The sequence below is a fragment of the Pseudomonas sp. B1-22 genome (assembly GCF_050474425.1).
GTDB lineage: Bacteria > Pseudomonadota > Gammaproteobacteria > Pseudomonadales > Pseudomonadaceae > Pseudomonas.
Window position 1 is genome coordinate 707,415 of the sequence record NZ_JBCHVH010000001.1, and the last position, 19,140, is coordinate 726,554.

16 protein-coding genes, 3 tRNA genes and 1 pseudogene are annotated in these 19,140 nt (G+C 64.4%); 12 read left to right on the forward strand and 8 right to left on the reverse strand.

The features are described from left to right. Positions 1-8 precede the first annotated feature (8 nt). A complete protein-coding gene (locus ACQ5BL_RS03395; protein WP_207886432.1) occupies positions 9-800 on the reverse strand; it encodes a crotonase/enoyl-CoA hydratase family protein in 792 nt (263 codons plus the stop codon). Between the two features lie 303 nt (positions 801-1,103). On the opposite strand from ACQ5BL_RS03395, the pseudogene ACQ5BL_RS03400 reads away from it, so the two are divergent. Further along, positions 1,104-2,836 (forward strand): annotated as a pseudogene (locus ACQ5BL_RS03400) (DEAD/DEAH box helicase). 134 nt (positions 2,837-2,970) lie between these two features. On the opposite strand, the gene ACQ5BL_RS03405 reads toward ACQ5BL_RS03400, so the two are convergent. Then, positions 2,971-3,741 carry a DODA-type extradiol aromatic ring-opening family dioxygenase gene (locus ACQ5BL_RS03405; RefSeq protein ID WP_243805020.1) on the reverse strand — a complete coding sequence of 257 codons (771 nt, stop codon included), beginning with the start codon at positions 3,739-3,741 and terminating at the stop codon, positions 2,971-2,973. Between the two features lie 406 nt (positions 3,742-4,147). Between ACQ5BL_RS03405 and ACQ5BL_RS03410 the strand changes: the two genes are divergently transcribed. Next, entirely contained in the window at positions 4,148-4,804 is a 657-nt protein-coding gene (locus ACQ5BL_RS03410) for a thiopurine S-methyltransferase (RefSeq protein ID WP_243805019.1), read from the forward strand. 58 nt (positions 4,805-4,862) lie between these two features. Here ACQ5BL_RS03410 and htpX read toward each other — a convergent pair whose 3' ends face one another. The 3 genes from htpX to ACQ5BL_RS03425 all read right to left on the reverse strand — a co-directional run bounded on the left by htpX (position 4,863) and on the right by ACQ5BL_RS03425 (position 7,581). Continuing rightward, entirely contained in the window at positions 4,863-5,738 is an 876-nt protein-coding gene (gene htpX / locus ACQ5BL_RS03415; protein ID WP_207886436.1) for a protease HtpX, read from the reverse strand. A gap of 150 nt (positions 5,739-5,888) precedes the next feature. Continuing rightward, entirely contained in the window at positions 5,889-6,341 is a 453-nt protein-coding gene (locus ACQ5BL_RS03420; protein WP_243805018.1) for a hypothetical protein, read from the reverse strand. Between the two features lie 28 nt (positions 6,342-6,369). Further along, a complete protein-coding gene (locus ACQ5BL_RS03425) occupies positions 6,370-7,581 on the reverse strand; it encodes a pyridoxal phosphate-dependent aminotransferase (RefSeq protein WP_205336467.1) in 1,212 nt (403 codons plus the stop codon). A gap of 310 nt (positions 7,582-7,891) precedes the next feature. On the opposite strand from ACQ5BL_RS03425, the gene msrB reads away from it, so the two are divergent. The 3 genes from msrB (at position 7,892) to ACQ5BL_RS03440 (ending at position 9,547) form a co-directional block, all read left to right on the forward strand. After that, positions 7,892-8,287 carry a peptide-methionine (R)-S-oxide reductase MsrB gene (msrB, locus tag ACQ5BL_RS03430; protein WP_017516978.1) on the forward strand — a complete coding sequence of 132 codons (396 nt, stop codon included), beginning with the start codon at positions 7,892-7,894 and terminating at the stop codon, positions 8,285-8,287. Between the two features lie 307 nt (positions 8,288-8,594). Continuing rightward, entirely contained in the window at positions 8,595-9,077 is a 483-nt protein-coding gene (locus ACQ5BL_RS03435; protein WP_243805017.1) for a glutathione peroxidase, read from the forward strand. After that, the gene (locus ACQ5BL_RS03440; RefSeq protein ID WP_243805016.1) at positions 9,077-9,547 is read left to right on the forward strand and encodes a MarR family winged helix-turn-helix transcriptional regulator; all 471 of its coding nucleotides are present in this window, start codon (positions 9,077-9,079) and stop codon (positions 9,545-9,547) included. Before ACQ5BL_RS03435 ends, ACQ5BL_RS03440 begins: the two co-directional genes overlap by 1 nt. Positions 9,548-9,549: 2 nt before the next feature. Here the strand turns inward: ACQ5BL_RS03440 and ACQ5BL_RS03445 are convergent, their stop codons facing one another. Then, on the reverse strand, positions 9,550-11,871 hold the full coding sequence (locus ACQ5BL_RS03445; RefSeq protein ID WP_243805015.1) for an ATP-binding protein: 2,322 nt from the start codon (positions 11,869-11,871) through the stop codon (positions 9,550-9,552). Between the two features lie 110 nt (positions 11,872-11,981). Here ACQ5BL_RS03445 and ACQ5BL_RS03450 point away from each other — a divergent pair, with 110 nt between their 5' ends. After that, complete coding sequence (locus tag ACQ5BL_RS03450; protein WP_243805014.1) at positions 11,982-12,878, forward strand: ATP-binding protein; 897 nt, start codon at positions 11,982-11,984, stop codon at positions 12,876-12,878. Continuing rightward, positions 12,875-13,357, forward strand: a complete 483-nt coding sequence (locus ACQ5BL_RS03455; RefSeq protein ID WP_207886442.1) for a GAF domain-containing protein — start codon at positions 12,875-12,877, stop codon at positions 13,355-13,357. Before ACQ5BL_RS03450 ends, ACQ5BL_RS03455 begins: the two co-directional genes overlap by 4 nt. Before the next feature lie 395 nt (positions 13,358-13,752). On the opposite strand, the gene ACQ5BL_RS03460 is transcribed toward ACQ5BL_RS03455, so the two are convergent. Then, positions 13,753-14,415, reverse strand: a complete 663-nt coding sequence (locus ACQ5BL_RS03460) for a glutathione S-transferase family protein (RefSeq protein WP_243805013.1) — start codon at positions 14,413-14,415, stop codon at positions 13,753-13,755. Positions 14,416-14,461: 46 nt separating this feature from the next. Next, positions 14,462-15,235, reverse strand: coding sequence for a hypothetical protein (locus tag ACQ5BL_RS03465; RefSeq protein ID WP_243805012.1), 774 nt, complete (start codon positions 15,233-15,235; stop codon positions 14,462-14,464). A gap of 215 nt (positions 15,236-15,450) precedes the next feature. Here ACQ5BL_RS03465 and ACQ5BL_RS03470 point away from each other — a divergent pair. The 5 genes from ACQ5BL_RS03470 to ACQ5BL_RS03490 all read left to right on the forward strand — a co-directional run bounded on the left by ACQ5BL_RS03470 (position 15,451) and on the right by ACQ5BL_RS03490 (position 19,138). Then, positions 15,451-15,526 (forward strand) — tRNA-Glu (locus ACQ5BL_RS03470). Between the two features lie 2 nt (positions 15,527-15,528). Then, positions 15,529-15,604: transfer RNA gene (locus ACQ5BL_RS03475), tRNA-Gly, on the forward strand. An 86-nt stretch (positions 15,605-15,690) separates the two neighbouring features. Continuing rightward, positions 15,691-15,766: transfer RNA gene (locus tag ACQ5BL_RS03480), tRNA-Gly, on the forward strand. Positions 15,767-16,026: 260 nt separating this feature from the next. After that, positions 16,027-17,844: a type I secretion system permease/ATPase gene (locus ACQ5BL_RS03485; RefSeq protein WP_243805011.1), complete on the forward strand. Its 1,818-nt coding sequence runs from the start codon at positions 16,027-16,029 to the stop codon at positions 17,842-17,844. After that, the gene (locus tag ACQ5BL_RS03490; protein ID WP_243805010.1) at positions 17,825-19,138 is read left to right on the forward strand and encodes an HlyD family type I secretion periplasmic adaptor subunit; all 1,314 of its coding nucleotides are present in this window, start codon (positions 17,825-17,827) and stop codon (positions 19,136-19,138) included. The genes ACQ5BL_RS03485 and ACQ5BL_RS03490 overlap by 20 nt, the downstream gene beginning before the upstream one ends. Positions 19,139-19,140: the final 2 nt, after the last annotated feature.

The following is a 19,140-nucleotide window of genomic DNA, read 5'->3' on the forward strand; positions in this document are numbered from 1 at the left end:
GCGCTCGTTCATTTTCCACGGAAGTTGCCTTCGCGCTTTTCCTGCATGGCCCTGAAGCCTTCCTGGGCGTCTTCGCTGGACAACAGGCGGCTGGCCATCGCCGGCAGTTCGCGTGCGGCGGCCCGTTCCCCCTCGTCCAGGCACTGGCGCGCCGACGCCAGGGTGGCGCGAATGCCCAGTGGCGCCTGGGCGGCGACCCGCTGGGCCATCCACAGCGCGCGGGGCATCAGTTCCTCGGGGGCGGTGACTTCCTGCACCAGGCCCAGGCGGCAAGCTTCGTGGGCATCGAACTGGTCGCCGGTGAGCAGCCAGCGCATGGCGTTACCCCAGCCAGCCACCTGATGCAGGCGCAGCGTTGCACCGCCGAAGGGGAAGATGCCGCGCTGCACCTCCAGTTGGGCGAAGCGTGCGTTGCTGGCGCAGAGGTTGATATCCGCCGCCAGCATCAACTCGATGCCGAGGGTGAAGCAGTAGCCCTGGGCAGCGACCATCAGCGGCTTGGTCAGGCGTGGCCCGCCGAAGGTGCCCCAGGGATCCACCGCGCCCTTGGGCAGTTGCCAGCCGGTGCGGAAGGTTTCGCTGACATCGCCCAGGTCCAGCCCGGCGGTGAAATGGTCGCCGTGGGCGAACACCAGGGCACAGCGCAGTTCATCGTCACGCTCGTACTCGCCCAGGGCGAGCACCAGCTGGTTGAGCATGTCCAGGTCGAAGGCATTGCGCTTGTCGACCCGGTTCAGGCCAAGCAGCAGGACATGATCGTGGCGTTCGCGGGTGATGCGGGGCTCGCTGCTGGGCTTCATCGATGTCATCCGGCGGGGAGGGGCCAGCTCGGTATAGTCGGCCTTGCCGGGCTCGTCCAGGCGCGACCGTTCGCCGGTCCTTGTCCGAAAAGACGCACATGACGGACGATTTTCCGGTATGATGCGCGCCGGCCAAGCTAAGGCCCCGTTTCGGATCCCGCATTTTTCGGTGCATTCACGCGCTGTCTGTGCGTCCGCTGTGCGGACTTCCTTGACGTATTCTTCCAATCTTCATTTCGCAAATCCCCGCTTCCAGCTGCCTGGGTGACTTCATTGTCGTACAGGGCATGCGCAGCTCGGCTATTGGGTCTTTGCGGATGTACTTAGAGGCAAAACCCATGACCCAGGAAACCGCCGGCTTCGCCGCGCTCGGTATTCACCCCAGTATTCTCGCTGCCATCGCCGCTGTCGGTTATGAAGAGCCGTCGCCGATCCAGGCCCAGTCGATCCCGGTGATCCTCGAAGGCCACGACATGATCGGCCAGGCCCAGACCGGTACCGGCAAGACCGCCGCCTTCGCGCTGCCGCTGCTGTCGAAGATCGACCCGGCGCGCCGCGTGCCGCAGGTACTGGTACTGGTACCGACCCGCGAGCTGGCTCTGCAGGTCGCTACCGCGTGCGAAACCTACTCCAAGCAGATGCCGGGCGTCGGTGTCGTGGCCGTCTACGGCGGTGCCCCCATGGGCCCGCAGCTGAAGGCCCTGCGCCAGGGCGCCCAGGTTCTGGTCGCCACTCCCGGCCGTCTGTGCGACCACCTGCGTCGCGACGAGAACCTGCTGTCCACCGTCGAGCGCCTGGTCCTCGACGAAGCGGACGAGATGCTCAAGCTCGGCTTCATGGATGACCTCGAAGTGATCTTCGAAGCCATGCCGGCCAGCCGCCAGACCGTGCTGTTCTCCGCGACCCTGCCGGCCTCGATCCGCAGCATCGCCGAGCGTCACCTGAAAGAGCCCAAGCACGTCCGTATCGCCGCCAAGACCCAGACCGTCGCCCGCATCGAGCAGGTACACCTGATGGTCCACGCCGACCAGAAGCCGGCCTCGATCCTGCGTCTGCTGGAGGTCGAGCAGTTCGACGCGCTGATCGGCTTCGTCCGCACCAAGCAGGCCACCCTGGACATCGCCGAGCTGCTCGAGCGCCAGGGCTACCGTGCCGCCGCGCTGAACGGCGACATGCCGCAGGCCCAGCGTGAGCGCGTGATCGAGTCCCTGAAGGACGGCTCGCTGGACATCGTCATCGCCACCGACGTCGCCGCCCGCGGCCTCGACGTGGCGCGCATCACCCACGTTCTGAACGTGGACATGCCCTACGATCCGGAATCCTACGTGCACCGTATCGGCCGTACCGGCCGTGCCGGTCGCGAAGGCCGCGCCCTGCTGCTGGTGACTCCGCGTGAGCGCCGCATGCTGCAGGTGATCGAACGCGTGACCGGTCAGAAGGTCGGCGAAGTTCGCCTGCCGGACGCCGACACCGTGCTGGAAGCGCGCCTGAACCGCCTGGCCACCGGCCTGCAGCCGCTGCTGGCCAACGCCGTTGCCAGCCGTGGTGCCGTGCGTGACGAGCTGTGCCGTCGCCTGGGTACGGACATGGACACCCTGGCCGCCGTGCTGCTGGCCAAGCTGACCGAAGGCAAGGCGCTGGACCTGGAATCGGTCCGCCGCGAACAGCCGCTGACCCCGGCCGCCCCGCGTGAGCGCAGCGACCGTTACGAGCGCAGCGAACGTGGCGATCGCCCCGAGCGCGGCGACCGTCCGGAGCGCAGTGGCGAGCGTCGCCCGATGGCTCCGCCGTCGGAAGGCAAGTCCCGCTGCCGTACTGCCCTGGGCGCCCGTGACGGCGTGCAGGCGAAGAACCTGCTGGGTGCCATCCTCAACGAGGGCGGCCTGTCCCGCGAGGCGATCGGCCGCATCCAGATCCGCGAGACCTTCAGCCTGATCGAGCTGCCGGAAGAGAACCTCGACCGCCTGCTGACCAAGCTCAAGGACACCCGCGTCGCCGGCAAGGCCCTGCGCCTGCGCCGTTACCGCGAAGACTGATCCGTCAGTCTCCCGCGCATGAAAAAGCCCCGCCATTGGCGGGGCTTTTTCGTTTCCAGTGTCTGGGAGATTTTCCCCTGTAGGAGCGGGCCGTGCCCGCGATCGCGCGCATGGCGCGCTCCTACGGATTGCACTCAGCCGAAGCGGTAGATGTCCATCCCTAGCGCGCCCAGTGTGAAGCCGGCGTGCTCCACGGTCATCGGCGTGCCACCGGCGCCACGGGCAAAGTACAGCGGCAACAGGTGCTCATCGCTGGGATGATTGCGCGCGGCCGAGGGTGCCTGCCGACGGTAGTCGAACAGTGCGGCCTCATCGTCGGCGGCCAGGTGTTCGGCCATCCAGTCGCGGAAGGCCTTGGCCCAGGGCTCGATGACTTCCGGCCCGGCGCGCCAGTTCAGCTCGCCCAGGTTGTGGGTGATGCTGCCCGAACCGATCAGCAGGATGCCTTCCTCGCGCAGTGCGTGCAGCGCCTTGCCAACGCGGTCCTGCATCTGCGGCCCGAGTCGGCTGGGCAGCGACAGCTGCACCACCGGAATGTCGGCCTGCGGGTACATCAGGCTCAGGGGCACCCAGGTGCCGTGGTCCAGTGGGCGTTCCGCATCGAGGGTGGCGGGCAGGCCATCCATCGCCAGCAGCTCGACGACGCGTGCCGCCAGTTCCGGCGAGCCGGGGGCGGGGTACTGCACGGCGTAGAGCTCGGCCGGGAAGCCGTAGAAGTCGTGCCAGGTCTCCGGCTGGGTGGCGGCGGTGACGCGCAGGTCCGGGGTTTCCCAGTGGGCTGAGACCACCAGGATCGCCTTCGGCCTGGGCAGCTCGCGGGCCAGGCGCTTGAGCGGAGCGTCGCTGGCGCCGGGGTCCAGGGCCAGCATGGGGGAGCCGTGGGAGATGAACAGGGTAGGCAGCATGGTGAACCTCGCTACAGGAATGACACTATCTTCTCGCTGGGACAGATCGAAAACCAGTATGGGTTTTTGACCGAAATGATCGACTCCAGAGATGTTTTTACCGTTCCTGCCAGCCATCCGTGGAGAGGTTTGAAATGCCAACTAAGTTGCAGATCGGTTGGAAGGGCTGTCGATGGGTGCTTTAAAGGGATGTCTGTCGGTCAATGCGGTAGAGTTTGTGGAAATTTCCGAAGTGGAGACGTTTTCGGTCGTACAGCAGGTAGGCCAGGTCCTTGCGTCCAATCGTGTCGAACCTGGGGGGGCCGTACGGCCGAGTGCGTCGAAACTGAGGGCAGGGCGCGAGAGGCGCGGCGCCGGTCGGCGCGGCTGGTCTCCTCGCGTGGCGCAGCATTAGAGCAGGTGCTTCATGCAACATGAATTCTGGCAGGCGCGCTGGGCGCGCAACGAAATCGGTTTCCACCAGCAGAAGGTAAATCCGGGTCTGGATCGTCAGTGGGGCACCCTGGGGATCCCGGAGGAATCGCAGGTGCTGGTGCCGATGTGTGGCAAGAGTCTGGACATGCTCTGGCTGGCGCAATGGGGCTATCGCGTGCTGGGCGTCGAGCTGGCGGAGCGCGCGGCCGTCGACTTCTTCGCCGAGCTGGGCGTCGAGCCGGAAATTACCCAGGAAGGCCCGCTGCGCCGCTATCGCTGTGAGCGCCTGGAGATTCTCCAGGGCGACATCTTCGATGTCACCGCCGAGCAGGTAGCCGACTGCTGTGCCCTGTACGATCGCGCGGCGCTGATCGCGTTACCGGAGGACATGCGCTTCGACTACTCGGCCCATCTGCAACGCATCCTGCCGAATCAGGTGCGTGGGCTGCTGGTGACCCTGGAGTATCCGCAGGACGAGATGGACGGGCCGCCCTTTGCAGTGCTGGGCGACGAGGTGCGCCGGCACTTCGCCGAAGGTTGGCAGGTCGAGGAACTGGAGCGCGTCGATGTGCTGGCGGAGAGCCCCAAGTTCCTCAAGAGCGGCGTCACCCAACTGGACGAGGTGGTGTTCGCGCTGCGTCGCGGCTGATTCGCCGGCATGAAAAAGGGCGACCCGAGGGTCGCCCTTTTTCGTTTCGTGTCGAACCTTAGCGAGCGGCGGCGCGCAGGGCTTCGATGCGGTCTTCCAGCGGCGGGTGGCTCATGAGCAGGCCGGCGAGGCCATTCTTGAGGTTGCCGTTGATGCCGAAGGCCTGCAGCGTGTCGGGCATCTGCACTGGCACGCCCTGTTCGGCGCGCAGGCGTTGCAGGGCGGCGATCATCGCACCAGTGCTGGCCAGGCGGGCGCCGGCTTCGTCTGCGCGGTACTCGCGTTTGCGCGAGAACCACATGACGATGATGCTGGCGAGGATGCCCAGGACCAGTTCGGCGAAGATGGTCGCGACGAAGTAGCCGATGCCCGGGCCGTCTTCGTTCTTCAGGATGGCCTTGTCGACGAAGTTGCCGAAGATGCGCGCGAAGAACATCACGAAGGTGTTCACCACGCCCTGGATCAGCGCCAGGGTGACCATGTCGCCGTTGGCTACGTGGCCGATTTCGTGGGCCAGCACGGCTTTCACTTCTTCAGGCGAGAAGCGCTCCAGCAGGCCCTGGCTGACCGCGACCAGTGCGTCGTTGCGGTTCCAGCCGGTGGCAAAGGCGTTGGCTTCATAGGCGGGGAAGATGCCCACTTCCGGCATCTTGATGCCGGCTTCGCGGGAGAGTTCTTCCACGGTCTGCAGCAGCCACTGTTCGTGGCGGGTGCGCGGCTGGCTGATGATCTCGGTGCCGGTGCTCATCTTCGCCATCCACTTGGAGATGAACAGCGAAACGAGCGAACCGGCGAAGCCGAAGACGGCACAGAAGATCAGAAGGCTACCGTAATTCTGGCCGGTGAATCGGTCCACGCCGAGCAGTTTCAGGGTGATGCTGGCGATCACCAGAACTGCCAGGTTGGTGGCCAGGAACAACAGGATGCGCATCATGGCGTAAAGCTTCTCCTCACGGCTGGATTAGGGGAAAACCGCTTGGGAGCGCGGCTTTCCGGATCGCCGGGCACAGCAGGACCCGGGATCGCTGAATAGTATGCGGGGTATATACGGTTGCCCCCGAGGTGATTCAACTCGGGGACTATTTCAAACTGTGTCGCTTGGGCGTCCGAGGTCACTCTCGAAGAGTAGACGGGTCAGGCGTGCAATGCGGTCACTATGACGGCTGGCCAGCGCTTCGCGCAGCTGGTTGGCCAGGGAAGCCTGCTCGCGGCGCACGCTGGGTGGCAGGTCGCCGCCGTCGCGCACCGCGTGGGGGATGATGCGGGTCAGGCGCAGGAAGGCCTTTTCGCTGAGCACCGCCTGGTCCAGCGCTTCGTAACGAATGGTGGTCTCGAAGCGCAGGTAGCCTTCATCGGCCAGCCACAGCAGCGCCCCGAGGCAACTCTGGTGGCGGGTGCTGGGCAGGCCGAACTCGTCAGGCTCTTCCCGGCCGATCAGGTCCTCGACGTAGAGGGCGATCTTGCGCGGGAAGGCCTGGTAGAGCGTCAGCAGGCCAGATGCGGCATCCTTGTAGAAGTCGTCGATCTGCAGGTCCATTTATGCGCTGGGATTCGCTGGCGATGATTTATTGGCGATAGGTTTTCAGGAAATTGCCGATGCGCCCGATGGCCTGTTCCAGGTCATCGAGACGGGGCAGGGTAACCACCCGGAAGTGATCCGGCCAGGGCCAGTTGAAGGCGGTGCCCTGAACGATGAGCAGCTTCTCGGACAGCAGCAGGTCGAGGACGAATTTCTCGTCGTTGTGGATCGGGCAGACCTTCGGATCGATGCGCGGGAAGGCATAGAGCGCGCCCATGGGCTTCACGCAGCTGACGCCGGGAATGTCGTTGAGCAGTTCCCAGGCGCGGTTGCGCTGCTCCAGCAGGCGCCCGCCCGGCAGGACCAGGTCGTTGATGCTCTGGTAGCCGCCCAGCGCGGTCTGGATCGCGTGCTGGCTCGGCACGTTGGCGCACAGGCGCATGTTGGCCAGGATATCCAGGCCCTCGATGTAGCTCTGCGCCTTGTGCTTGGGACCGGAAATGGCGATCCAGCCGGAACGGAAGCCGGCCACGCGATAGGACTTGGACAGGCCGTTGAAGGTCAGGCAGAGCACGTCCGGCGCCAGCGATGCGGTGGAGATGTGCTGGGCCTCGTCGTAGAGGATCTTGTCGTAGATCTCGTCGGAGAAGATCACCAGGTTGTGCTGGCGAGCCAGTTCGACGATGTCCAGCAGCACTTCCTTCGAGTAGACCGCGCCGGTGGGGTTGTTCGGGTTGATCAGCACCAGGGCCTTGGTGTTGCTGGTGATCTTCGCCTTCATGTCGGCGACGTCGGGGAACCAGCCGGCCTGCTCGTCGCACAGGTAATGCACCGGCTTGCCGCCGGAGAGGGCGACCGAGGCGGTCCACAGCGGGTAGTCGGGCGCCGGGATCAGCACCTCGTCACCGTTGTTGAGCAGCGCCTGCAGCGCCATGACGATCAGCTCGGAGACGCCGTTGCCCAGGTAGATGTCCTCGATGCCGACGCCTTCCACCTGCTTCTGCTGGTAGTACTGCATCACCGCCTTGCGCGCGCTGAACAGGCCCTTGGAGTCGCTGTAGCCCTGGGCGGTGGGCAGGTTGCGGATGACGTCCTGGAGAATCTCGTCCGGCGCTTCGAAACCGAACGGCGCCGGGTTGCCGATGTTCAGCTTGAGGATGCGGTGGCCTTCCTCTTCCAGGCGTTTGGCGTGCTTGAGCACGGGCCCGCGAATGTCGTAGCAGACGTTGGCGAGCTTGTTCGATTTGGTGACCTGCATGATCTGGATTCCGAAATAGTCCGCGGCCGGGGGAGGAGCGCGTCGGCGCTCGACTTGGCAGGCTGTAACGCGGGTGACAGACTGGCGTCAAATGATCGGTTCGGAAGTGCTTTTCCCTGGTGTCGATCCTGAAAATCGACAGGAAAACAGTGGATTGCTCGAAAAAACAGCGATTTTAAGGCTTTTTTATCGCGGCAAAGGCTCTGTGCGGCAGATTCTGAACCTGATGTTAACCACGCGCATCATACGTGCGGCCCGATTCGCGGAAAAGAGCGGGATTGGGCATTTTTTCGTTTATGGAGGCAGATCGATGGAAAAGCTGGAAAAGCCCCTGGATTCCTGGCGTGACGAACTCACCGACGAGCAGTTCCACATCTGCCGTCTGGGCGGCACCGAGCGTGCCTTCACCGGCGAATACCACGACACCAAGACTCCCGGCATCTACCACTGCGTATGCTGCGGCACCGCGCTGTTCGACTCCGACGCCAAGTACGACTCGGGCAGCGGCTGGCCGAGCTACTTCCAGCCGGTGAACGGCGAGGTGGTCAAGGAACTGGAAGACTTCAGCCACGGCATGCACCGCATCGAAGTGCGCTGCGGCAAGTGCGACGCGCACCTGGGCCACGTCTTCCCCGACGGCCCACGGCCGACCGGGCTGCGCTACTGCATCAATTCGGCGTCGTTGAAGCTGGTGCCGAAAGAGTGACCTCAAGGCCCGCCACCGAGCGGGCCTTTTCTTTTGGGTTGCACGCCATTCCACTGTAGGAGCGGGCCATGCCCGCGATCAGCGGACAAAGTCCGCTGTTGTCGCTGAACTCCATGGTCGACGTCTGTCGCCAACGGATGATTCCGGCCTTCCGACCGGTTCGCGGGCATGGGCTAGGCGCCCCCGCCCGTCCTACGGGAAGCGTGATGCTCCGTCATTTCATTGGTTGATTCGTGATCAATTGAATTGCGCGCAATTTGATTGATCACTATTCTTTGATTTCCCACTTTCCGCCGGAGCCATACCGATGAGCGACGCACTGCTGAACATCCCCGTGACCACCATCAAGGGCGAACAGAAGACCCTCGCCGACTTCGGCGGCAAGGCGCTGCTGGTGGTGAACACCGCCAGCCAGTGCGGCTTCACCCCGCAGTACAAGGGACTGGAAACGCTCTGGCGGCAGTACAAGGACAAGGGGCTGGTGGTGCTCGGCTTCCCCTGCAACCAGTTCGGCAAGCAGGAACCGGGCAACGAAGGGGAGATCACCCAGTTCTGCGAGCTGAATTTCGGCGTCAGCTTTCCGCTGTTCAAGAAGATCGACGTCAATGGCGCCGAGGCGCATCCGCTCTACGTGCAGCTGAAGAAGCGCGCACCGGGCCTGCTGGGCAGCCAGGGCATCAAGTGGAACTTCACCAAGTTCCTGATCGGCCAGGACGGCAAGGTGGTCAAGCGCTTCGCCCCGACCACCAAGCCCGAGCAACTCTCCGCCGAGATCGAAGCGCTGCTGTGATGAATGACGCTCTGTCCCTGCCGGCGGAGCTGCAACTGGACAACCAGCTGTGCTTTCGCCTGTATGCCGTGTCCCGCGCGGTGATCCGTGGTTACCGGCCGATGCTCGATGCGCTCGGCCTGACCTACCCGCAGTACCTGGCGATGCTGGTGCTCTGGGAGTGGCAGGCCGAACCGCCGGAGCAGCCGTCGGTGAAGGCGCTGGGTGAGCGGCTGATGCTCGACTCCGGCACCCTGACGCCGTTGCTCAAGCGCCTGGAACAGCTGGGGCTGGTCGAGCGCTGGCGGGCGCGGCATGACGAGCGGGAAGTACACCTCGGGTTGACCCCGTCGGGCCTCGCGCTGCGCGACAGGGTGCTGCCGTTGCGCGAGGACCTGCTGTGCCGCAGCGGCCTGGACCTGAGCGTCACCGATGGCCTGCGTGAGCAACTGGATTCGCTGCTGTCGCAGCTGAGGAGACTGGAAGGCTGAGCTCAGCCGCGCGGGCGGTGATCCACCCAGCGCTCCAGGATCGCCGCCAGTTCGTCGCGGTGGAAGGGTTTGGCCAGGTAGTCGTCCATGCCGGCGGAGCGGCAGCGCTCGCGTTCGTCCGGCAGCACGTTGGCGGTCAGGGCGATGACCGGAAGGCCCGGCCAGCGCCCGCTTTCACGGATCGCCTGGGTGGCCTGGTAGCCGTCCATCACCGGCATGTTGCAGTCCATCAGCACCAGGTCGAAGGCGCCGTCGCCCAGCTGCGCGAGGGCTTCTTCTCCGTTGGCGGCGACGGCCACGATGCAGCCGAGTTTCTGCAGCAGCCCCTTGGCCACCAGTTGGTTGACCGGGTTGTCCTCCACCAGCAACACCCGCGCCGAGAAACGCTCTGCCTGCGCACTGCCGGCGTCGGCGGGGGCCGGCTGCGGTTGGTGCTCGAACGCTTGCTTGAGCGCCTGGTACAGCACCGCCCGTGACAGCGGCCGGGCCAGCTGGCGCAAGGGCGCCAGGTGCTGGGCCAGCGGCGGTTCGAGGAAGTTGCCGTAGGCGGTGACCAGCAGGACGGGCTTGGCCAAATGCCGGCGCAGGGTGATCAGGCAGTCCGGGCAGTCCGAGAGCAGCGCATCCAGCTCCACGCCGGCCAGGCTCGCGTCGATGTCCAGGCGTCGGTAGTCGACACTCCAGTGCGGCAGCCACTGTTCCAGCAGGGCCGCCAGACCGCTGCTGGCGGCGCATTGCACGATCAGCCGGCCGTTGAGCGGCACCGGCGTCGGTGCCGGCTCCAGCGCGGGGAGGGGCAGGGTGGCGACGAATTCGCTGCCGAATCCGGGTTCGGACTTGACCACCAGCTCGCCCTTCATCGCCTCGCACAGCTTGCGCGTCAGTGCCAGGCCCAACCCGGTGCCGCCGTACTGGCGGGCGATGCCGGCGTCGGCCTGGGTGAAGGGCTGGAAGATTTTCTGCAGGGCCTCGGGTGCGATGCCAATACCGGTGTCGCGCACGCTGATGCGCACGCCATTGCCTTGCGGCTCGACGCGGACATCGACGCGCCCCAGGCGGGTGAACTTCAGGGCGTTGGACAGCAGGTTGCTCACCACCTGGCGCACCCGCGTCGGGTCCCCGGAGTGCTGCGCCGGCAACTGCGGGCTGATCAGGCAGGTGAGCTCCACCGCGGGCGCGGCGTTCTGCGACAGCAGGCTGGCGGTATCTTCCACCAGGGTGCCGAGGTCGAAGGGGATCTGCTCAAGCTCCAATTGGCCGGCCTCGAACTTGGAGAGGTCGAGCACATCGTTGAGCAATTCCAGCAGCACCTTGCCCGAGTCATGGGCGATGGACAGTTGCTGGCGCTGCTCGGTGGTCAGCGGACCGTCCAGGGCCAGGCCGAGCATCCCCAGCAGGCCGTTGAGCGGGGTGCGGATCTCGTGGCTCATGTTGGCCAGGAAGCTGCCGCGTGCCTGGGCCATGGCCAGGGCGGTCTGCCGGGCGAGTTCCAGCTCCTGGTTGGACAGGGTGAGGCGCGCGTTCGCCGCCTTCAGCTCGGCGGTGCGGGCGGCGACGATGCTTTCCAGTTCTTCCAGGTACTGGGTCAGCCGGTCCTCGGCTTCGCGGCGCTGCTCCATTTCCACCGAGATGCGGTTCAGCTGGCGGTTGGTGACATCCACCAGCACACCGATTTCGTCGCGCTCGTGACCGTCCGGGCAGGGCAGGCGCAGGCGCGAGGGCGAGCGCGGGTCGTGGCGGCTGAGGGCGTCGATCAGGCTCACCAGCGGCTTGGTCAGCAGCCCGTAGAACAGCACCAGCAGGATCAGCGACAGCAACAGGCTGCGGATGAATCCGGAGATGAAGGTCACGCCGGCGCGGCGCAGGAAGTCGTTGCCGAAGACGAAGGTGTCGATTTCCAGGCGCAGCACGCCGAGGGATTCGCTGGGGGCGTGATCGACGAATAGCGGCTCTTCGTAACTGCGCTGCTCGCCGAAGAGGAAGTCGCTGAGGCGGCGCATATGGCTTTCCGCCGGTGGCCGGTTGGCGCTGGCCAGCGGCGTGCCGGCGTTGTCGATGATCTCGGCACGGATCACCGCCGGCGAGCGCAGCAGGCCGACCACCAGCTCCTGGGCCAGTTCGGCGTCGATGTTGTAGGCGATACGCGCGGCGGGGTTGTGGCTGACGTCCAGCAGGGCGCGCACTTCGCGGTTGATGGAGGCGTCCTGGCTGGCATAATCGACGGCAACCTGGATGAGGCTGAGCAGCGTCCCCAGCAGGAACGCCACCAGTACGGTGAGGCTGGCCTGCTTGAACGAGAGGCGATGGGTGAGCGCAATATCCATGGAGTGCGTAGCATCGCCTCGCGAAAGCTTTTCTGCGGCGTAGCATAGCCCATCAGAACCGCCTGTCGGCATAGCCCGAAGCCGAACCCGAACGATCCGTGGAGACCCGCATGGATTCCCGTCTGAATGATTTTCTCGCGCGCGCCGAGTCGGTACTGGCGCGCCTGGAGCCTTTGCTGCCGGCATTGCGTGCGCCCGTCGACTGGCAGCGCAGCCTGGCCGCGCGCTGGCATCGCGATGGGCGCAGCGGTTACCTGCAGGCGCTGGAGGTCAACCTCGACCTGCGCCTGGACGACCTGCTGGGTGTCGACACCCAGCGTGACCAGTTGGCACGCAATACCCGCCAGTTCGTTGCCGGCAAGCCGGCCAACCACGCCTTGCTCTGGGGCGCGCGGGGCACCGGCAAATCCTCGCTGGTGCGTGCGCTGCTGGCCGAGCTGGCCGGTGAGGGGCTGCGCCTGATCGAGATCGAGCGCGACCACCTGGCCGACCTGCCACGCGTGGTCGAGCAACTGCACGGCCTGCCGCAGCGCTTCGTGCTGTTCTGCGACGACCTCTCGTTCGATGCGGGCGAGGGCGACTACCGCGTGCTCAAGAGCGTGCTCGATGGCTCGCTGGAGCAGGCGCCGGACAACGTGCTGCTGTATGCCACTTCCAATCGCCGCCATCTGGTCTCGGAAAGGCAGAGCGACAACGAGAACTGGCAGATGGTGGACGGTGAACTGCATCCCAACGAAGCGGTGGAGGACAAGATCGCCCTGTCCGACCGCTTCGGACTTTGGCTGTCTTTCTATCCCTTTACCCAGGAACATTTCCTCAGCGTGGTTCGCCACTGGATCGAGGCGCTGGCGCGCAGATCCGGCCTGACCCGCTGGAGCTGGGACGAAGCGCTGGAGAAAGAGGCCATTCGCTGGGCTCTCGGGCGCGGCAATCGCAATGGCCGCTGCGCCTACCAATTCGCCCGCTACTGGGTGGGCCGCCAACTGCTGGAAGGAGAAACCCCATGATCGATCTGCAACAGGCCGGTGCCGGCCTGGATGGCTATGCCCTGCTGGCCGCGCAGGCGGAGTCGCTGTTCGCCGACGAGCGCGACTTCATCGCCAACGCCGCACAGTTCTCGGCATTCCTGTTCAACGAGCTGCCGGACCTGAACTGGGCCGGCTTCTATCTCAATCGCAACGAGGAGCTGGTGCTCGGCCCGTTCCAGGGCAAGGTCGCCTGCGTGCGCATTCCCTTCACCAAGGGGGTGTGCGGTGCGGCGGCGCGTACCCGTGAAACGCAGCGGGTCGAAGACGTGCATGCCTTCCCCGGCCACATCGCCTGTGACAGCGCTTCCAATAGCGAGCTGGTGGTGCCGCTGGTGAAGGAAGGCCGCCTGATCGGCGTGCTGGACCTGGACAGCCCCAGCGTCGGTCGCTTCAGCGAAGTCGACCAGGCTGGCATCGAGCGGCTGGTGGCGATCTTCCTGCGCCTGACTGACTGCTGATTCGTAGCTCATGAAAAAGCCCCGCAGATGCGGGGCTTTTTATGGTTCATTACAGGAGCCTGCAAGAGCTTCGGGCGTAGGATGACGTGGAGCGAAGCGATACCCATCGATAATCGTGAGGGCAACGTTGATGGGTATCGCAGGCTCCACCCATCCTACGGGCTGATCCGCAGCTCCATGAAAAAGCCCCGCCAATGCGGGGCTTTTTCGTTTCTGGCGACCGGGTTCGCGAGCAAGCTCGCTCCTACGAAGAGCGCTGCAGGCATTCCCCTGTAGGAGCGAGCTTGCTCGCGAATCGATCCAGCGCCGGCCTGACCGGCGAATAGCGCGAGGAGTCATTCGCGGCGATGGGTATCACTTCGCTCCACGCCATCCTGCGGACCTGCCTGGCCGGATCAGCGTTTGGAGAGAATCTTGGCAATGATCTGCTGCTCGCCCTCGAGAATGGCGGCCAGGGTGGGGCGGTTGGCGATGCGTTCGAAGTGAGCGGCGAGCGATGGCCAACGCTGCTTGTCCAGCGCTTCACCGCCGTGGCGCATGTTCACCAGTTGGCTGGCAATGGCGATGTCGGCGAGGCTGAAGCGGTTGTCGACGAAGTAGTGGTTCGCGCCCAGGCATTTCTCCAGGTAGTCGAAATGCTCCGGAAGTTTTTCCTGCATGGCACCTTTTACTGCGTCTTCATCGCAGAGCTTGCCCATCAGCGGCTTGAGCAGGCGGTTGCGGAACACGGTGAAGGTGGCCAGTGGCGCAACTTCGTAGTCGGCGTACTTTTCCAGCCAGCGGATGCGCGCCTTCGCCTGGGGAGTCTCGCCGCACAGGGGCGCACGTTGCGGATCGCGCTCTTCCAGGTAATGGCAGATGACGCTGGAGTCGGCGAGGGTGAAGTCACCGTCGCGGATCGCCGGCACGCGGCGCAGCGGGTTGAGTTCGCGGTACCAGTCGGGCTGGTTGAACGGATTGACGTTCTCCAACTGGTAGTCCAGGCCTTTCTCGGCGCAGAACAGGCGGACCTTGCGGACGAACGGGGAGAGCGGGGCGCCGAAGACTACGAGGCTCATGGAGGGCTCCTGGGGCGTAGGTGGCCGGATATGCAGGTTCGACGCGTCAATCGTCGTAAAGGTTCTTCTTCTTCCACAGATCGTCGTCATCGAGGGCCTTGAGGCCCTCGTTCAACGCGCTGTTCTCGTCGGCGACGGGCTGGGCGTTCTCCAGCACCATTGCATTGGCGCGGGCCAGTTGGTTCTCAAGCTGCTGCAATTGCGCCTGGTAGCGGCCGGCGTCCTGCTGCTTGTGCAGGTACTGCACGCCGCGCTCGAAGGCCAGTCGCGCCTGCCCCGGCTGCCCCTGCTGCAGGGCCTGCTGGCCGAGGTTGCCGAAGAACTCAATATGCAGAAGGGTGAGCAGGTGGCGGATTTCCTTCACCCACTGCTGGGCTTCGTTGCGTGGCAGCAGGCCGTCCTGGGCGCAGCGGGTGATTTGCGCGTGGAGGGCTTCGAAGAGGAAGCGCACGTCCTTGGCCTTGGCCTCGGTGACGATGGGCTGCGGCGCATTGCGAACCGGAATGGACTCGCCCTGGGCAATGAGCGGACGCAGCTCGGCGATGCGTTCCTTTATCTGGGTATTCTGCTTGTCGACCGCCAGCAGGCGTTCGCCCAGGGCGAGCTCGATACGGCCGAGCAGCAGTTTCAGCGCCGGGGACATGAACTGGCCGGGCATCGACTCGGAAATGTCGGAGCAGCGCCGGGAACGGTCGAGCAGGTCGGCCTTCTGGCGGGCCCGTTCCAGCTTGCGGTTCTCGACCGAATGGTTGATGTAGCCGATGGCAATCACCAGGGCGATGCCGACGAGAACCAGAACGGTAATGACGAGTGGCGACACCTGAACGCTCCCGAAGGTTTTTTCGCGAGTGTAATGTCTTAGTGATACCGCTGATAGCGGCAGCTCGGTTTTTACCCAGAAGTCTTTGATTTAAAAAAATTTTCTCTGAAGGGTTGACGACCCCTCAAAGGGTCCATAGAATGCGCGCCACTTCGACGCGAAACGCAGAAATGCAAAGCGAAGAAGTCGGAAAGATGTTGTAAGTTCCGGGCCGCGTCCCCTTCGTCTAGTGGCCTAGGACACCGCCCTTTCACGGCGGTAACAGGGGTTCGAGTCCCCTAGGGGACGCCATTGCGGGAATAGCTCAGTTGGTAGAGCACGACCTTGCCAAGGTCGGGGTCGCGAGTTCGAGTCTCGTTTCCCGCTCCAAATTCTCGATTATCGCCGAACGGCGGTAAGCGAAAGATGAAATGGCGTTACCCTTTGGCGAAAGCTGAAGGTTGCAACAAGTTGATGCGGGAATAGCTCAGTTGGTAGAGCACGACCTTGCCAAGGTCGGGGTCGCGAGTTCGAGTCTCGTTTCCCGCTCCAAAATCGAAACACCGCCCCCATGGGGCGGTGTTTTCGTTTGTGCGTTCGAAAAATATCTGCACCCGCCCCATGAAAAGCCCGCCTCCTGCGGGCTTTTTTCGTTTCCGCTCGTCGCTGCCGATGCGCCTTCCCTGCGGCCGTTCGAGTCCTTGGCGATGCCGGGACGTCCACGTAATTCCTGGCAAATGGCCATTTGCTACACGGAGCCTTTCGGCGTGATCTAAGCTCCAGAAAAGTCGGCCTATCGAGCCGAGGTTCCCATGCGAATCACCCCCGAGGAAAACCTCAAGAGCGCGTTGAAAGCTTGCCGCGAGAGCTTCCTGTCCGTCGGCTTTTTCAGCTTATTCATCAACGCGCTTATGCTTGTTCCCACCTTCTATATGCTTCAGGTGTATGGGCGGGTGATTACCAGTGGCAGCCTGACGACCCTGGCCATGCTGACGCTGATCATGACCGTGCTGGTGATCACGCTCGGCTCCCTGGAATGGGTTCGCTCGCGGATCATGGTGCGGGTCAGTACCCGGCTGGACGTGCTGCTCAGTCGCCAGGTGTACAAGGCCAGTTTCAGGCGGGCCCTGGACAGCGGCGGCATGGATGCCTCGGCCCAGTCGCTCAATGACCTGACCGGCTTGCGGCAGTTCCTCACCGGCAGCGGCCTGTTCGCTTTTTTCGACGCGCCCTGGCTGCCTATCTATGTTGCGGTGATGTTCCTGTTCCACCCCTGGTTCGGCTGGGTGGCAACGGGTAGTGCCCTGTTGTTGCTGCTGCTGGCCTACGTCAACGAGAAGCTGACCGCCCCGGCACTGGCCCAGGCCAACAAGGAACATATCGGGGCGACGCTCTATACCACCAAGAACCTGCGCAACGCTGAAGTCATCGAGTCCATGGGCATGCTGGAAACCCTGATGGACCGTTGGGGGCATCGGCAAAGGAACGTGCTGCTGCTGCAGTCCCTGGCGAGCGACAAGGGCGCCATGGTCAGTACGCTTTCCCGCACCTTCCGGCTCCTGGTGCAATCCCTGGTGCTGGGGTTGGGGGCGTACCTGGCGGTGGATCACCAGGTCGGGGCGGGCATGGTGTTCGCCGGGGCCGTATTGCTGGGGCGTGCGCTGGCCCCGATCGATCTGCTCATCGGCAGTTGGAAGGGCTTCATCTCGGCCCGTTCGCAGTACAGCCGCCTGAATGGCGTCCTCGAAAAACTGCAGTCGCAACCCGAGCGGATGCCGTTGCCGGCGCCGCAGGGCCATGTGCAGGTGGAGAATCTGGTGGTCACGGCGCCCGGCTCGAAGACGCCGATCCTCAAGAACATCAGCTTCAGTGTGCCCGCCGGCTGCGTGGTGGGCATCATCGGTCCCAGTGCCGCCGGCAAGTCGACCCTGGTCAGGGCGCTGATGGGCGTGTGGGCGGCACAGCATGGCGTGGTCCGGCTGGACGGCGCGGACATCAGCACCTGGGACAAACATGCGCTCGGGCCGCATATCGGTTACCTGCCCCAGGACATCGAGCTGTTCGAAGGCAGCGTTGGCGAGAACATCGCCCGCTTCACCGACGTCGATTCGGAAAAGGTCATCCAGGCAGCCAGGATGGCGGGCGTCCACGAAATGATCCTGCTGCTGCCCGACGGCTACGACACCGTTATCGGCAGCGAGGGCGTCATGCTCTCGGGAGGGCAGCGCCAGCGCATCGGGCTTGCCCGCGCCCTGTACGGCAATCCGCGGCTAATCGTGCTCGACGAGCCCAATTCCAATCTCGACGATGTCGGTGACCGCGCCCTGGCGGCGGCGATCCAGCAGCTCAAGCAGACCGGCGCGACGCTGTTCATCATTACCCATCGCACCAACCTGGTCTCGCAACTTGACCGGCTCATGCTGATGAACGACGGGATCATCACGCTCTACGGGCCGCGCGATCAGGTGCTGGCCGAACTCAATGCCAAGCAGTTGCAGGCGCAGCAGCAAGCCCAACAGCAGGCACAGCAACAGGTTCAGCAGGTACACCAGCGTGTCATGCCCGCAGGCGCCAGCATTGCTCCGGTGGATACCGGCAAGGACGACCACGATGCCCAGTCGTCAAATTGAAAGCTTCGCTGACCTGCCGGTATCGGATCGCAAGATTCGCCGCCTGGGCCTCGCCATCGTCGGGGTGACCTTCGGCCTGTTCGGCACCTGGGCGGCCTTCGCGCCGCTCGACGGGGCCGTTTACGCGCCGGGGGTGGTCACCGTGCAGACCTACCGCAAGACGGTCCAGCACCTGGAAGGCGGCATCGTCAAGGAGGTCCTGGTGCACGACGGCGACATCGTCAAACGGGATGATCCGCTGATCGTTCTCGATGACGCCCAGTTGCGCTTCGAGTACGAGATGACGCGCAGCCAGCTGATTGCGGCCAAGGCCATGGAGGCCAGGCTCAAGGCCGAACGCGATTCTCTGTCTGCAATCGACTTTGGCGAGATGACCGGGAGCACCAGCCCGCGAGTCGTGGAGGCGCGCCAGAACGAAACCCAGGTATTCAGCGCCCGCCAGGGCTCACGGCAGGGGCAGATTGCGGTGCTGCGCGAGCGCATCGGCCAGTTGAATCAGCAGATCGGCGGGCTCGAATCGGTGATCGACGCCAAGCTGCAGCTGGCGAAATCCTACAGTGGTGAAATCGGCGAGCTGTCCGACCTGCTCAAGCAGGGCTTCGTCGACAAGCAGCGCCTGGTCGAGCAGGAGCGCAAGCTGGGGATGCTCAAGTCCGAGGTGGCGGACCACCGCGCCACGATCAACCGGGCGCGCCTGCAGATCAACGAAACGCAGCTGCAGATCCTGCAGGTCGACAAGGACTTCAATTCCGAGGTCGCCAAGCAGTTGGCCGAAGTCCAGACCAAGATCTACGACCTGCGGGAGAAGACCTCGTCCCTGGAGGACCGGCTCAACCGCATCGTCATCCGCGCACCCGATGCGGGCATGGTGATCGGCATGACGATGCACACCGTGGGCGGTGTGGTGCATCCGGGGACGCCGCTGCTGGACATCGTTCCCTCGGTTTCCGAGCTGATCATCGAGGCGCAGGTGCCGCCCGTGGATATCGACCGCATCGCCATCGGCAAGCGCGCCGATATCCGTTTCAGTGCGTTCAATTCCGCGACCACGCCGGTAATCGAAGGCGAGGTCAGCAGTGTGTCGGCAGACCGCCTGGTCAATGAAAAGAACGGGACACCCTACTACCTGGCGCGGGTCCGGGTAACCGAGCACGGTGTGCATACCCTGGGCGAGCGCAAGCTGGTGCCGGGGATGCCGGCGGACGTGTTGATCATCACGGGGCAGCGCACGCTGCTGCAGTACCTGATGCAGCCGGCCCGCAACGCCCTGGCGCAATCGATGATCGAGGAATGACC

What these genes read in the sequence shown, in the direction of transcription:
- msrB (WP_017516978.1), top strand. Translation starts at nt 7,892, where the DNA reads ATGGAAAAGCTGGAAAAGCCCCTGGATTCCTGGCGTGACGAACTCACC.
- ACQ5BL_RS03445 (WP_243805015.1), bottom strand. Translation starts at nt 11,871, where the DNA reads ATGGATATTGCGCTCACCCATCGCCTCTCGTTCAAGCAGGCCAGCCTC.
- ACQ5BL_RS03420 (WP_243805018.1), bottom strand. Translation starts at nt 6,341, where the DNA reads ATGGACCTGCAGATCGACGACTTCTACAAGGATGCCGCATCTGGCCTG.
- htpX (WP_207886436.1), bottom strand. Translation starts at nt 5,738, where the DNA reads ATGATGCGCATCCTGTTGTTCCTGGCCACCAACCTGGCAGTTCTGGTG.
- ACQ5BL_RS03440 (WP_243805016.1), top strand. Translation starts at nt 9,077, where the DNA reads ATGAATGACGCTCTGTCCCTGCCGGCGGAGCTGCAACTGGACAACCAG.
- ACQ5BL_RS03395 (WP_207886432.1), bottom strand. Translation starts at nt 800, where the DNA reads ATGAAGCCCAGCAGCGAGCCCCGCATCACCCGCGAACGCCACGATCAT.
- ACQ5BL_RS03455 (WP_207886442.1), top strand. Translation starts at nt 12,875, where the DNA reads ATGATCGATCTGCAACAGGCCGGTGCCGGCCTGGATGGCTATGCCCTG.
- ACQ5BL_RS03460 (WP_243805013.1), bottom strand. Translation starts at nt 14,415, where the DNA reads ATGAGCCTCGTAGTCTTCGGCGCCCCGCTCTCCCCGTTCGTCCGCAAG.
- ACQ5BL_RS03435 (WP_243805017.1), top strand. Translation starts at nt 8,595, where the DNA reads ATGAGCGACGCACTGCTGAACATCCCCGTGACCACCATCAAGGGCGAA.
- ACQ5BL_RS03410 (WP_243805019.1), top strand. Translation starts at nt 4,148, where the DNA reads ATGCAACATGAATTCTGGCAGGCGCGCTGGGCGCGCAACGAAATCGGT.
- ACQ5BL_RS03405 (WP_243805020.1), bottom strand. Translation starts at nt 3,741, where the DNA reads ATGCTGCCTACCCTGTTCATCTCCCACGGCTCCCCCATGCTGGCCCTG.
- ACQ5BL_RS03485 (WP_243805011.1), top strand. Translation starts at nt 16,027, where the DNA reads ATGCGAATCACCCCCGAGGAAAACCTCAAGAGCGCGTTGAAAGCTTGC.
- ACQ5BL_RS03425 (WP_205336467.1), bottom strand. Translation starts at nt 7,581, where the DNA reads ATGCAGGTCACCAAATCGAACAAGCTCGCCAACGTCTGCTACGACATT.
- ACQ5BL_RS03450 (WP_243805014.1), top strand. Translation starts at nt 11,982, where the DNA reads ATGGATTCCCGTCTGAATGATTTTCTCGCGCGCGCCGAGTCGGTACTG.
- ACQ5BL_RS03490 (WP_243805010.1), top strand. Translation starts at nt 17,825, where the DNA reads ATGCCCAGTCGTCAAATTGAAAGCTTCGCTGACCTGCCGGTATCGGAT.